We start from the raw sequence: 12,609 nt of genomic DNA, 5'->3' as shown, positions 1-12,609 counted from the left end.
ACCGCCCGTGGCGCCTCGCAAGCAACTGACACGGCTGAAGGCGCCTTATCTCAAGCGCATCTTGCTCGAGCCGGCGCGGGTCGCGGACTGGGAACAATATCCCTGGAACCTGCCGATTTTCGGCAGCCGCGCCTTCGAGTTCGAATTCACCACGCCGATCACCATCATCGTCGGCGAGAACGGCACCGGAAAATCGACGCTGCTGGAAGCCATCGGTGCGCTTGCCGGCTATGACGAGGCCGGTGGCGGCAAGGGCTATAGGCCGGTCGACCATTCTTCTGCCATCGACAAGAGCGGGGCCGCATTGGCCGACACCTTGCGTGGCCACTGGCTGCCAAAAGTCACTGCCGGCTGGTTCTTTCGCGCCGAATCCTTCTACTCCGTCGCTCGTTACCTCGATCAGGCGGCACTCGAAGACCCGTTCAAACCGCCACCGCCCGACTTCCTGTCATGGTCGCATGGCGAGGGTTTCATCCGCTTCTTCGAGGAACGCTGTCGTCGGCAAGGCATCTACATACTGGACGAGCCCGAAAGCGCGCTTTCGCCGACGCGCCAGATCGAGTTGCTGAAGCTGCTCGGGCGGATGGACCGCTCCGGCACCGCGCAGGTGATCATGGCGACGCATTCGCCGCTGCTGATGGCCTGTCCCGGCGCGCGGCTGTTCCGTATCGGCCGCTCCGGGCTCGACCTGGTCGATTTTCAGGACACCGACCACTTTCGCATGATGCGCGATTTCTGCGGCGATCCGGATGGCTTTCTCGCCGAAGCGCTGTATGAGGACGACGCATGAACCACGACAGCTACGACAACACCTACATCGCCGGCATCCTCAATACGGTGAAGACCATCGCCATGGTCGGCGCATCGCCCAATGACGTGCGGCCGAGCTTTTTCGTGCTGAAGTACCTGCTGGCCAAGGGGTTTTCTGTCTTCCCGATCAATCCCGGCCATGCCGGCAAGGAGATACTCGGTCGCACGGTCTACGCCAGCCTCGCCGACGTGCCGCAGCCGGTCGACATGGTCGACATCTTTCGCGGCGCGGTGGCGGTGCCGGGCATCCTCGATCAGGTCCTGCGGCTCGATCCCTTGCCGAAAGTCGTCTGGATGCAGCTCGGCGTGCGCCATGACGAGGCGGCCGCGCGCGCCGAGGCCGCCGGCATCAAGGTGGTGATGAACCGCTGCCCCAAGATCGAATACGGCAAGCTCTCCGGCGAGATCGGCTGGACCGGCGTCAACTCGGGCGTGCTCTCGTCGAAGAAGCCGCTGATGCGCCAGGGATTCCAGAGTTTCGGCGTACGGCAGAAATAGACCGGTCGCAGGCGCGCAAAATTGTTCCGGGAAGGATCGGATTTTCCCGCGCCTTCGTCCCGGATCGCCCTCCGAAAGGCATTTTCTTCTTTGCATTCATGACCGGCCTTCGCCAAGAATGCCCGGGGATTTCTTGAGCAGGTTCCTGAGGGAGGTTTTCGATGACGCGTACGCCCGGTTTCAACACGCTTGCCGTCCATGCCGGCGCCAAGCCCGATCCGGCGACCGGCGCGCGCGCCACGCCGATCTATCAGACCACCTCCTACGTCTTCGACGATGCCGACCATGCCGCCTCGCTGTTCGGCCTGAAGGCCTTCGGCAACATCTACACGCGCATCATGAACCCGACGCAGGCGGTGCTCGAGGAGCGCATCGCCGCGCTTGAAGGCGGAACGGCGGCGCTCGCCGTCGCGTCCGGACACGCCGCGCAGATCCTGGTGTTCCACAACCTGATGCAGCCCGGCGACAATTTCGTCGCCGCGACAAGGCTTTACGGCGGATCGATCAACCAGTTCGGCCACGCTTTCAAGAATTATGGCTGGGAGGTGCGCTGGGCCGACACTAATGATCCCGCGACCTTCGAGAGCCAGATCGACGACAGGACCAAGGCGATCTTCATCGAGAGCCTGGCCAATCCGGGCGGTATCTTCGTCGACATCGAGAAGATCGGCGACATTGCCCGCAAGCACGGACTGCCGCTGATCGTCGACAACACGCTGGCCTCGCCCTATCTGGTGCGGCCGATCGAGCACGGCGCCGACATCGTCGTGCATTCGCTGACCAAGTTCATCGGCGGCCACGGCAATTCGATCGGCGGCGCCATCGTCGACGGCGGCACCTTCGACTGGTCGAAGTCGGGCAAGTACCCGATGCTGTCGGAGCCGCGGCCCGAATATGGCGGCATCGTGCTCCACGAAACCTTCGGCAATTTCGCCTTCGCCATTGCCGCGCGCGTGCTCGGCCTGCGCGACATCGGCCCGGCGATCTCGCCCTTCAACGCATTCCTGATCCTGACCGGGCTTGAAACCCTGCCGCTCAGGATGCAGCGCCACTGCGACAATGCGGTTACCGTCGCCGGCTGGCTATCCAACCACCCGAAAGTTGCCTGGGTGTCCTATCCCGGCCTGGCCGGCGACAAGAACAACGCGCTGCAAAAGCGGTATTCGCCGTTGGGCGCCGGCGCCGTGTTCACCTTCGGCCTCAAGGGCGGCTATGCGGCGGGCGTCAAGTTCGTCGAGGCGCTGGAGCTGTTCTCGCACCTCGCCAATGTCGGCGACACCAAGTCGCTGGTCATCCACCCGGCCTCGACCACGCACCGTCAGCTTTCCGACGAGCAGAAGATCAAGGCGGGCGCCGGGCCGGACACGGTCCGGCTTTCAATCGGCATCGAGGATGTCAACGACATCATCGCCGATCTCGAACAGGCGCTGGACAAGGTCTGATGGCCGCGCCGCATTTCCTGGCCGTCGCTATCGGCAGCGTCGAGCCGGAGGCCGGCGCGCCGGCGCCGGATCGCCTGATATCGGGCGATCCGAAGTTCCGCACCTGGAATGTCGAGGAGCAGAACGGCGGCCTTTATGCCGGCATCTGGGAAGCGACGCCCGGCAAATGGCGCATCGTCTATGACGAATGGGAGTTCTGCCACATCCTGTCCGGCGTCTCGGTCATCGCCGAAGACGGCGGCGAGGCGCGCACCGTAAAGGCCGGCGACAGCTTTGTGCTGAGGCCGGGCTTCAAGGGCAGCTGGGAAGTGATCGAGACGACCCGCAAGGAGTATGTGATCAAGCTCTGATGGGGTTTCGCCGGGTCACAGCAAGCGGTCGATGTCGCTCCCGGAAAATCCGTATTCGCCCATCATCTGCCGGTGCCAGGGGCCGCCGAGCAGCTTGCCCAGGCAGGAATCGATGCGCTGGCGCAGGGATGAATCGCCCCTGGCCAGAGCAAAGGCGCCGGCCGCAGGCTGCTTTTCTTCGGCAGGGACATCGACGACGGCGAGCGGCGCGTCCGGATGTCCTGCGACATAGCCTCGATGCGCCATGGCGACGCTGGCATAGGCATCCACCACCCCGGCGATGACGGCTTCGGCCGCTTCGGCCTGTGTGCCGAAGATCCGGATCCGCTCGGCTGGAACGCCGTTCCGCAGGGCCGTCTGGTGCTGGATCTGTCCCGATATGACTCCGAGCGTGGCCGACGGATCGCGGGCGAGAGCCATGTAGCCGTCCAACCCAAGCGGATTGTGCTCGGCAACCAGCAGCCCGTCCGACAGCATCCAGATCGGTCGGGTGAAGTCGACGAGCTGCTTGCGCTCGTCCGAGATGAAAAGTCCCGTGGTCATGTCCCACTGGCCGTCGGCCAATCCGGGAAGCAGTTCCGCGAACTCCGTCTCGACGGCCGAAAAGCCTTCCAGCCCCAATGTCTGGCAGACCTTTTCGGCGAGCACGGCGTCACAGCCGTGCAAGGCTCCCGACGCATCGGTGAAGCAGAAGGGAGGCTCCTGCAGGAAGGCGAACCTCATTGTCCGAACATCCTGCCCATCGCGAGTCAGAAACTTACCCTGAGCTTCTCCAGTCCATGGAAATGATAGCTGTCGCGGAAGCGCGGCTCCTCGGCGAGATGTAGCTTTGGCAGTCGCTCGAACAGCGTCTTCAGCGATACCTGCAGTTCGAGCCGTGCCAGCGGCGCGCCGATGCAGAAATGGATGCCGGCGCCGAACGAAACGTTCTTCTGGTCGGCGCGGCCGGGAATGAAGGCCTGCGGGGCGGCGAAAGCAGACGGGTCGTGGTTGGCCATGCCGAGCAGCAGCGCGATCTTGTCGCCGGGCTTGAGCCTGATGCCGGGCTGGACCTCGATCTCTTCATAGGCATAGCGCAGGAACATGTGCAGCGGCGCGTCGAAGCGCAGGCATTCCTCGACCGTGGCCGCGGTCGCTTCCGGCGAGGAGAAGAAGCGCCTGGGATCGCCGCCCTGCGCCAGGATCGAGCGCACTGCATTGCCGGTCTGGTGGACGGTCGCCTCGTGGCCGGCATTGAGCAAAAGGACGGCCGAGGAGACAAGCTCGTCCTCGGACAGTTTCTGGCCGTCCTCCTGCGCCGAAATCAGCAGCGACAGGAGATCGTCGCCCGGCCGCTTTCGCCGTTCGGCGACATAGCCGCGCAGGAAATCGGAGAAATCGCGCGCGGCGCGGTTGGCCGTCTCCTCGGTCTCACGCGTGCGGCCATGCATGTACATGGCGACGATCTGGTGCGACCAATCGAGCAATTGCGGCGCCATCGCCACCGGCACGCCGAGCATTTCGGCGATGATGGTGATCGGCAATGGCGAGGCGAAGGCCGGCAAAAGGTCGACCCCGCCGGGCTCGAAGCGGTCGATCAGCTCGTTGGCCAGCGCCTCGACGCGCGGCCGCAGCCGCTCGACCTGGCGCGAGACGAAGGCGCGGTTGACCAGCGTCCTCAACCTGGTGTGCACCGGCGGCTCGAGCTCCAGCATCGAATTGGCCTCGATGCCGTCGAAGGCGGCGAGATGCGAGCGGTCCTGACCGACGCCGCGGCTGTCGGGAATCCCGGCCGGGTTCTGGCGGCCGAAGCGGCGATCGCGCAACAGCCGGTTGACGTCGTCGAAGCCGCCAAAGCACCAGAAGCCATAGTCCTCCCAGAAGAAGGCATTCGCCGCGCCATGCAGGCAGGCATAGGCCTCGTACGGGTTCAGGAAGAAGGCCGGTTCGTGCGGGTCGAGCCGCAGGCGGCGGCTGGCGGGATCGAAGGCAAGATAGTCTGGCATCATGATTGATCATTAGCGCGCCTTGCCAGCCGGGTGCCAGACCGTATCTTGCGCCCGGCGAGGCAATGCATTGAGCCAGCGGGAATGGCTGCGGAAGGATGGTTTCGATGAATGTTATCGTGGTCGGCGCGGGCATTGCCGGGCTTTCGACGGCATGGTCGCTGGTCAAGGCCGGACACAGCGTTTCCATCGTCGAGCAGGGGCCGATCCCCAATCCGCTGGCTGCGTCGGGCGACCATCACCGCATCATCCGTCGCGCGTACCGGGCCGGCACCGGCTATGGCAGGCTGATCACGGAGGCGTATGACGCCTGGGACGAGATGTGGGCCGATCTCGGCGAGAACCACCTCGACGCAAGAGGCTTCCTCTGCATCTCGCGCGAGCCTGGCGACGAGGCCGAGGAATACCGCGAGGGCCTGGAGGAGGGCAACTTTCCTTTCGAATTGCTCGACCCGACCGCGGCAGTCGAGCGCTGGCCTTTCCTCGAACCCGACACGTTCCGCTATGCCTATTTCTCGACCGAAGGCGGAGCTCTCCACTGCCGCAGGATCGCCTCCGGCCTCGCCGCATGGCTGCGCGCCAACGGCGCCAATGTCTATGAGAACTCGAAGGTGGTGAAAGTCGATACCGGGGCGGGCCGGATCACGCTTGCCGGCGGCGAGACCATGCAGGCCGATCGGATCGTCGTGACCGCCGGCGCCTGGGTGTTGAAGCTGTTCCCGGAGCTGGGCGGTGAATTGAAGACCTACCGCACCGCGCTTGCCTATGTCGAACCGCCAGCGGACCTAAGAGCCGCGTGGGAAACGGCGCCAGTCATCCTCGATGTCGGCGGCGTCACCGACGGCTACATGATCCCGCTGACGCGCGGCACCGGCATGAAATTCGGCTCCGGCCTGCACAAGGTGCCGACCAGCGACGCCGACTGGAACCGAACGCCGGTGCCGGGCGAAGGCGAGGTGATCCGCAACCTGTTTGCGCCGCCGATAGCGCGCATCACGGAATACAAGGTGACCGAGGTGGTCACCTGCGCCTACACCTTCACCGCCGACGAGAAATTCCTGGCGCATGAGAGGGACAAGTGCCTGGTTGTCTCGGCCTGTTCCGGCCATGGCTACAAGTTCGGCGCGGCTGTCGGCAGGCGTGTCGCCGCGGCCGTAGGCGACGGCGATGTCGCTCGTCTCAAAAAGTGGTTGCGGGCGGAGGTGGCCTAATCCGGGCAATGCCGCGCGATATGCACGCGCCGCCAGTGCGTCGACCCTTCCCTGATCAGCACCCGGCGCGCCACCCTTTGGTATGAGGGCGCAATCTCGGTGATATGCCGCCGCTCTGGCCGCACCAGCACCTCCCGAGCGACGCTTTCATATTCGGCCGGGAGGACCACGCGCCGCGTGCTCTCGGGCTCGACGACCACCGTTTCGGCGACCCGCGCGTAGCGGGCATTGCGCCAAACCTTGCACAGCACCTTGCGGCCATGGATGACGCGCCATTCCCAGGCATAGCCGCCATCGTCCACCTTGACCGTGTGGTAGACGGTGCGCGTGATGGCCGGCACCACCTCGTAAGTGACGCGGGCCGGCGCAATCTGCTCGACGCTCTCGTGGGTGCCGTAGATCGGCGGGTCGTAGTCGACGAGCTGCCCGCCGGGGCTGACCATCACGTCCTCATAGACGGTATCGTAGACCGCTGGCCTGTGGATCGGCTCGTAGCATTCGAGCGCGCGGCCGCCGGCAGCCGTTTCAGATACCGTGGCGAGGATTGCCAGGCCAGCCACGGCCAGGGATGCGGGGCTTTTGCGGATCATGACATTCCCCCATGAAAGAACGCCAGTTCAACGCCGAAGTTGTAGCGGAAGCTCCGTTCCCGGAAAGCGGTTTTGCGGCTCGTCGTTAAGGGGCGCGGTTAAGAAAGTGCTACTTTCAGTGCGCCGCCAGGCGGGCAGTTCGTCGAAAGACGCTTCGCTCGCGCTTTTCGTCGGTTGGTAGCGCTTGATTCGGCTTAACCAGATGGCTAGGAGGGGCGGCCTTGCGCTAGGGTGAGCCGGCATCCTATTTACACCCTAACGATCCAGAACCGATTCTGCCCGATTGCTCATAATTCCCCGGCGCCGGAATCCCATCTCCAAAAAGGGATAGTCCATGAAGAACCCCGTCGAAACCTACATGAACCTCGTTCCGATGGTGGTCGAACAGACCAATCGCGGCGAGCGGGCCTACGACATTTTCTCGCGCCTGCTGAAAGAGCGCATCATCTTCATCACCGGTCCGGTCGAGGACGGCATGGCGACGCTGGTTTGTGCACAGCTTTTGTTCCTCGAGGCCGAGAACCCGAAGAAGGAAATCAACCTCTACATTAATTCGCCGGGCGGCGTCGTCACCTCGGGCATGGCGATCTACGACACGATGCAGTTCATCAAGCCGGCCGTGTCGACGCTCTGTATCGGCCAGGCCGCCTCGATGGGTTCGCTGCTGCTTTGCGCCGGCCACAAGGACATGCGCTTCGCCACCCCGAATGCCCGCATCATGGTCCACCAGCCGTCCGGCGGCTTCCAGGGTCAGGCTTCGGACATCGAACGTCATGCGCAGGACATCATCAAGCTGAAGCGCCGCCTCAACGAGGTCTATGTCAAGCATACCGGCAAGAGCTATGATGAGATCGAAAAGACGCTCGACCGCGACCATTTCATGACCGCCGACGAGGCTAAGGACTTTGGTCTGATCGACAAGGTCATTTCGTCGCGCGAGCCGGCCGAAGGCGTTGCCGCTTAGGTCGCAGTTGGCAGCTGGATGGCGGCAAAACGCGCTTTTGGCGCAGTTTGCGGCATTTCGGCCACAATTGGCTGTTCCCTCGACGGGTGGGATTGCCTACGTTAAGGCTATGTTGATTTTCGACGGCTTAGCTTTGTGTGGGGTTGCTGCGAATCGTTGCCGCGTCTTCTGATTTGTGTTTCGTACGGAATACGCTGTGTGAGCTGGGACACTGGCGGTGGCGCATTCTCGCGATAGATTGATGAGACGCCCTTGGCCAGACCATCGGTGGGCGGGCGGTGAAAGGACAGGAAAATGAGCAAGGTCGGCAACAACGGCGGTGATTCAAAGAACACGCTCTATTGCTCGTTTTGCGGCAAGAGCCAGCATGAAGTGCGTAAGCTGATTGCCGGTCCGACGGTCTTCATCTGCGACGAATGCGTCGAGCTCTGCATGGACATCATCCGCGAGGAGAACAAGACCTCGATGGTGAAGTCGCGCGAGGGTGTGCCGACCCCGCAGGAGATCCTCAAGGTCCTCGACGACTACGTCATCGGCCAGCCCTACGCCAAGCGCGTGCTGTCGGTGGCCGTCCACAACCATTACAAGCGCCTCGCTCACGCTGGCAAGAACAACGACGTCGAGCTGGCAAAGTCCAACATCCTTTTGATCGGCCCGACCGGCTGCGGCAAGACGCTGCTTGCCCAGACGCTGGCCCGCATCATCGACGTGCCCTTCACCATGGCCGACGCCACGACGCTGACCGAGGCCGGTTATGTCGGCGAGGATGTCGAGAACATCATCCTGAAGCTGCTGCAGTCGGCCGACTACAATGTCGAGCGCGCCCAGCGAGGCATCGTCTACATAGACGAGATCGACAAGATCTCGCGCAAGTCGGACAATCCCTCGATCACCCGTGACGTGTCGGGCGAGGGCGTGCAGCAGGCGCTCCTGAAGATCATGGAAGGCACGGTCGCCTCCGTGCCGCCGCAGGGCGGCAGGAAGCACCCGCAGCAGGAGTTCCTGCAGGTCGACACCGCCAACATCCTGTTCATCTGTGGCGGCGCCTTCGCCGGGCTGGACAAGATCATCTCGGATCGTGGCCGCAAGACCTCGATCGGCTTCGGCGCCACGGTCGCATCGCCCGAGGACCGCCGCACCGGCGACATCTTCCGCCAGGTCGAGCCCGAGGATCTGCTGAAGTTCGGCCTGATCCCCGAATTCGTCGGCCGTCTGCCCGTTCTGGCGACGCTGGAGGATCTCGACGAGCCGGCGCTGATCCAGATCCTGACCGAGCCGAAGAATGCGCTGGTCAAGCAGTACCAGCGGCTGTTCGAGATGGAGAATGTCGACCTGACCTTCCACGAGAACGCGCTGTCGGCGATCGCCAAGCGCGCCATCGAGCGCAAGACCGGCGCGCGCGGCCTGCGTTCGATCATGGAAGCGATCCTGCTCGACACCATGTTCGAGCTGCCGGCGCTGGAAGGCGTGCGCGAGGTGGTGATTTCGGAAGAGGTGGTTTCCGGCAACGCCCGGCCGCTCTACATCTATTCCGAGCAGAAGGAAAAGAAGGGCTCCGTCAGCGCCTGATCGGGGTCCGGCATTGGAATTCTCTTGAAACGGCGCCGCAAGGCGCCGTTTTGCTGAAAGGGCGCCTCGCCTGGCCGATAGAGTAGGATGAACGGACCGTGTTTGCCCTTGATCTTTGCCGCTTACACATCCAACTAACAGCAGAAGGCCGTGGTGCCGAATTCTGTGCTGTAAAACTCCCGTCACAAACGGTGGTAGGCGGAACGATCCTCGGTCGTTAATATAAGATTCGCGGTTGGCTCAATTAGCGGCCGCGACATGAAAGGTTGGACAATGGCCAAAACATCCAGGGCTCCCAGCGACGGCGTCTTCGCAGTCCTCCCGCTGCGCGACATCGTTGTGTTTCCACACATGATCGTTCCGCTCTTTGTCGGGCGCGAAAAGTCGATCAAGGCGCTGGAAGAGGTAATGGGTCAGGAAAAGCAGATCCTGCTTGCGACCCAGATGAACGCAGCCGACGACGATCCCGAGCCCGATGCGATCTACGACATCGGCACGCTCGCCAATGTGCTGCAATTGCTGAAGCTTCCCGACGGTACCGTGAAGGTGCTGGTCGAAGGCGCCTCGCGCGCGAAGATCGTTTCGTTCACCGATCGTCCCGACTTCCATGAGGCCCGCGCATCGGCGCTGGTCGAGCCGGAAGAGGAGGAGGTCGAGATCGAGGCGCTTGCCCGCTCGGTCGTCACCGACTTCGAGAACTACGTCAAGCTGAACAAGAAGATCTCGCCCGAAGTGGTGGGCGCCGCCAGCCAGATCGACGACTATTCCAAGCTCGCCGACACGGTTGCCTCGCACCTCGCCATCAAGATCCCCGAGAAGCAGGAGATGCTGGCCACGCTTTCCGTCAAGGAGCGGCTGGAAAAGGCGATGGGCTTCATGGAAGCCGAAATCTCCGTCCTGCAGGTGGAGAAGCGCATCCGCTCGCGCGTCAAGCGCCAGATGGAGAAGACCCAGCGCGAGTACTACCTCAACGAGCAGATGAAGGCGATCCAGAAGGAGCTCGGCGAGGGCGAGGACGGCCGCGACGAAGCCGCCGAGATCGAGGCGCGCATCAAGAAGACCAAGCTCTCCAAGGAGGCCCGCGAGAAGGCGGAAGCCGAGCTGAAGAAGCTGCGGACGATGTCGCCCATGTCGGCGGAATCGACCGTCGTGCGCAACTATCTCGACTGGATCCTGTCGATCCCGTGGGGCAAGAACTCCAAGGTCAAGCATGATCTGGCCTTCGCGCAGAACGTGCTCGACACCGACCATTTCGGCCTTGACAAGGTCAAGGACCGCATCGTCGAGTATCTCGCCGTGCAGAGCCGCCAGAAGAAGATCAAGGGCCCGATCCTGTGCCTCGTCGGTCCTCCCGGCGTCGGCAAGACCTCGCTCGGCAAGTCGATCGCCAAGGCGACCGGCCGCGAGTTCATCCGCATGGCGCTTGGCGGTGTGCGCGACGAGGCCGAGATCCGTGGCCACCGGCGCACCTATATCGGCTCGATGCCCGGCAAGGTCATCCAGTCGATGAAGAAGGCCAAGAAGTCCAACCCGCTCTTCCTGCTCGACGAGATCGACAAGATGGGCCAGGACTTCCGTGGCGACCCGTCATCGGCCCTGCTCGAGGTGCTCGATCCCGAGCAGAACTCGACGTTCATGGACCATTACCTCGAGGTCGAGTACGACCTGTCGAGCGTGATGTTCGTGACGACGGCGAACACGCTGAACATCCCTGCGCCCCTCATGGATCGCATGGAGATCATCCGTATCGCCGGCTACACCGAGGACGAGAAGATCGAGATCGCCAAGCGGCACCTGATGCCGAAGGTGATCCGCGACCACGCGCTGCAGCCGAAGGAATTCTCCGTCGGCGAGGACGCGATCCGCGGCATCATCCAGACCTACACCCGGGAAGCCGGCGTGCGCAGCCTGGAGCGCGAGCTGATGAAGCTCGGGCGCAAGGCCGTGACCGAGATCCTGAAGACGAAGAAGAAGTCGGTCACCATCACGGCTGACAATCTCGCCGACTATCTCGGTGTGCCGCGCTACCGCTTCGGCCAGGTCGAGGCGGACGATCAGGTCGGTGTCGTCACCGGTCTTGCCTGGACGGAAGTCGGCGGCGAGCTGCTGACGGTCGAAGGCGTCATGATGCCCGGCAAGGGCCGCATGACGGTGACCGGCAATCTGCGCGACGTGATGAAGGAATCGATTTCGGCGGCGGCCTCCTATGTCCGCTCGCGCGCCATCGATTTCGGCATCGAGCCGCCGCTGTTCGACAAGCGTGACATCCACGTCCACGTGCCGGAGGGGGCAACCCCGAAGGACGGCCCCTCGGCCGGCGTGGCGATGGCCACCGCGATCATCTCGGTGCTCACCGGCATTCCGATCAAGGCCGATGTCGCGATGACCGGCGAGATCACGCTGCGCGGCAGGGTGCTGCCGATCGGCGGCCTCAAGGAGAAGCTGCTTGCCGCATTGCGTGGCGGCATCAAGAAGGTGCTGATCCCGGAAGATAACGCCAAGGATTTGGCGGAGATTCCGGACAACGTGAAGAACGGCATGGAGATCATCCCGGTCTCGCGCGTTGGCGAGGTGCTGCGTCATGCGCTGGTGCGCATGCCGGAGCCGATCGAGTGGGTCGAACCGGTCAACACCCCGGCGGCCGCCGACACCGCTGACGATGCCGGAAAGTCGCTCGCGCATTAGTTTTAGCTAAAGTTGCGATGCACAAAACGAAAGCCGGGCCTCTCGCCCGGCTTTTTCATGTGAAAAACCCCGGAATTCCGGGCTTTTTTCGACCTTTTCCAGCTTTTTCGACTTGGTTGCCGGAACGCTTCTTTCTAAAGTCCGTTTCCTGCCGGATGAGTCGAATGTTCCGGTTTTCTCATGGAAGGGAATTTTGATGAACAAGAACGAACTGGTGTCCGCTGTCGCCGATGCCGCGAGCATTTCGAAGGGTGACGCGCAGTCAGCCGTCGATGCGGTGTTTTCCGTGATCACTGGCGAACTGAAGAAGGGCGGCGATGTCCGGCTTGTGGGCTTCGGAAATTTCACCGTGTCAAAACGCGCTGCTTCGACCGGGCGCAACCCGCAGACCGGCGCCGAAGTGAAGATTCCGGCGCGCACCGTGCCGAAGTTTTCGGCCGGCAAGGGCCTCAAGGACGCGGTCAACTAAGACCTTTTTCATCCAAGATCAGAAAAGCCGGGCTTG

Annotated in this window: 12 protein-coding genes; 9 read left to right on the top strand and 3 right to left on the bottom strand. The window is 63.0% G+C overall.

What is annotated here, in order from left to right; genetic code table 11:
• The first annotated feature begins 7 nt into the window (after positions 1-7).
• The 4 genes from JG743_RS19400 (at position 8) to JG743_RS19385 (ending at position 3,100) form a co-directional block, all read left to right on the top strand.
• A complete protein-coding gene (locus JG743_RS19400) occupies positions 8-790 on the top strand; it encodes an AAA family ATPase (protein ID WP_202292387.1) in 783 nt (260 codons plus the stop codon).
• Positions 787-1,308 carry a CoA-binding protein gene (locus JG743_RS19395; RefSeq protein WP_202292386.1) on the top strand — a complete coding sequence of 174 codons (522 nt, stop codon included), beginning with the start codon at positions 787-789 and terminating at the stop codon, positions 1,306-1,308. Before JG743_RS19400 ends, JG743_RS19395 begins: the two co-directional genes overlap by 4 nt.
• Before the next feature lie 161 nt (positions 1,309-1,469).
• On the top strand, positions 1,470-2,750 hold the full coding sequence (locus JG743_RS19390) for an O-acetylhomoserine aminocarboxypropyltransferase (RefSeq protein WP_202292385.1): 1,281 nt from the start codon (positions 1,470-1,472) through the stop codon (positions 2,748-2,750).
• Positions 2,750-3,100 (top strand): cupin domain-containing protein, encoded by a 351-nt coding sequence (locus tag JG743_RS19385; RefSeq protein ID WP_202292384.1) that lies wholly within the window; start codon positions 2,750-2,752, stop codon positions 3,098-3,100. The genes JG743_RS19390 and JG743_RS19385 overlap by 1 nt, the downstream gene beginning before the upstream one ends.
• A 15-nt stretch (positions 3,101-3,115) precedes the next feature.
• Here the strand turns inward: JG743_RS19385 and JG743_RS19380 are convergent, their stop codons facing one another.
• Both JG743_RS19380 and JG743_RS19375 read right to left on the bottom strand, forming a co-directional pair.
• Complete coding sequence (locus JG743_RS19380; protein ID WP_202292383.1) at positions 3,116-3,823, bottom strand: transporter substrate-binding domain-containing protein; 708 nt, start codon at positions 3,821-3,823, stop codon at positions 3,116-3,118.
• A 26-nt stretch (positions 3,824-3,849) separates the two neighbouring features.
• Entirely contained in the window at positions 3,850-5,088 is a 1,239-nt protein-coding gene (locus JG743_RS19375) for a cytochrome P450 (RefSeq protein ID WP_202292382.1), read from the bottom strand.
• Between the two features lie 104 nt (positions 5,089-5,192).
• Here JG743_RS19375 and JG743_RS19370 point away from each other — a divergent pair, with 104 nt between their 5' ends.
• Complete coding sequence (locus tag JG743_RS19370) at positions 5,193-6,296, top strand: NAD(P)/FAD-dependent oxidoreductase (protein WP_202292381.1); 1,104 nt, start codon at positions 5,193-5,195, stop codon at positions 6,294-6,296.
• Here the strand turns inward: JG743_RS19370 and JG743_RS19365 are convergent.
• Positions 6,293-6,886 (bottom strand): hypothetical protein, encoded by a 594-nt coding sequence (locus JG743_RS19365; RefSeq protein ID WP_202292380.1) that lies wholly within the window; start codon positions 6,884-6,886, stop codon positions 6,293-6,295. The two genes, JG743_RS19370 and JG743_RS19365, sit on opposite strands and share 4 nt — an antisense overlap.
• Positions 6,887-7,220: 334 nt before the next feature.
• Here JG743_RS19365 and JG743_RS19360 point away from each other — a divergent pair, with 334 nt between their 5' ends.
• The 4 genes from JG743_RS19360 (at position 7,221) to JG743_RS19345 (ending at position 12,573) form a co-directional block, all read left to right on the top strand.
• Positions 7,221-7,850 carry an ATP-dependent Clp protease proteolytic subunit gene (locus JG743_RS19360; protein ID WP_202292379.1) on the top strand — a complete coding sequence of 210 codons (630 nt, stop codon included), beginning with the start codon at positions 7,221-7,223 and terminating at the stop codon, positions 7,848-7,850.
• A gap of 294 nt (positions 7,851-8,144) precedes the next feature.
• A complete protein-coding gene (clpX, locus tag JG743_RS19355) occupies positions 8,145-9,419 on the top strand; it encodes an ATP-dependent Clp protease ATP-binding subunit ClpX (RefSeq protein WP_126054894.1) in 1,275 nt (424 codons plus the stop codon).
• Between the two features lie 273 nt (positions 9,420-9,692).
• Entirely contained in the window at positions 9,693-12,104 is a 2,412-nt protein-coding gene (gene lon / locus JG743_RS19350) for an endopeptidase La (protein WP_202292378.1), read from the top strand.
• Positions 12,105-12,300: 196 nt separating this feature from the next.
• Positions 12,301-12,573 carry an HU family DNA-binding protein gene (locus JG743_RS19345; RefSeq protein WP_006201846.1) on the top strand — a complete coding sequence of 91 codons (273 nt, stop codon included), beginning with the start codon at positions 12,301-12,303 and terminating at the stop codon, positions 12,571-12,573.
• Positions 12,574-12,609: the final 36 nt, after the last annotated feature.

This window comes from Mesorhizobium sp. 131-2-1, from assembly GCF_016756535.1.
In the GTDB taxonomy this organism is placed as follows: domain Bacteria; phylum Pseudomonadota; class Alphaproteobacteria; order Rhizobiales; family Rhizobiaceae; genus Mesorhizobium.
Note: the sequence above shows the minus strand (reverse complement) of the source record. Positions and strands in the feature narration are given on the sequence as shown.

Coding starts and splice junctions, on each gene's coding strand:
- JG743_RS19395 (WP_202292386.1), top strand. CDS start 787: ATGAACCACGACAGCTACGACAACACCTACATCGCCGGCATCCTCAAT.
- JG743_RS19385 (WP_202292384.1), top strand. CDS start 2,750: ATGGCCGCGCCGCATTTCCTGGCCGTCGCTATCGGCAGCGTCGAGCCG.
- lon (WP_202292378.1), top strand. CDS start 9,693: ATGGCCAAAACATCCAGGGCTCCCAGCGACGGCGTCTTCGCAGTCCTC.
- JG743_RS19365 (WP_202292380.1), bottom strand. CDS start 6,886: ATGATCCGCAAAAGCCCCGCATCCCTGGCCGTGGCTGGCCTGGCAATC.
- JG743_RS19375 (WP_202292382.1), bottom strand. CDS start 5,088: ATGATGCCAGACTATCTTGCCTTCGATCCCGCCAGCCGCCGCCTGCGG.
- JG743_RS19390 (WP_202292385.1), top strand. CDS start 1,470: ATGACGCGTACGCCCGGTTTCAACACGCTTGCCGTCCATGCCGGCGCC.
- JG743_RS19360 (WP_202292379.1), top strand. CDS start 7,221: ATGAAGAACCCCGTCGAAACCTACATGAACCTCGTTCCGATGGTGGTC.
- JG743_RS19370 (WP_202292381.1), top strand. CDS start 5,193: ATGAATGTTATCGTGGTCGGCGCGGGCATTGCCGGGCTTTCGACGGCA.
- JG743_RS19345 (WP_006201846.1), top strand. CDS start 12,301: ATGAACAAGAACGAACTGGTGTCCGCTGTCGCCGATGCCGCGAGCATT.
- clpX (WP_126054894.1), top strand. CDS start 8,145: ATGAGCAAGGTCGGCAACAACGGCGGTGATTCAAAGAACACGCTCTAT.
- JG743_RS19380 (WP_202292383.1), bottom strand. CDS start 3,823: ATGAGGTTCGCCTTCCTGCAGGAGCCTCCCTTCTGCTTCACCGATGCG.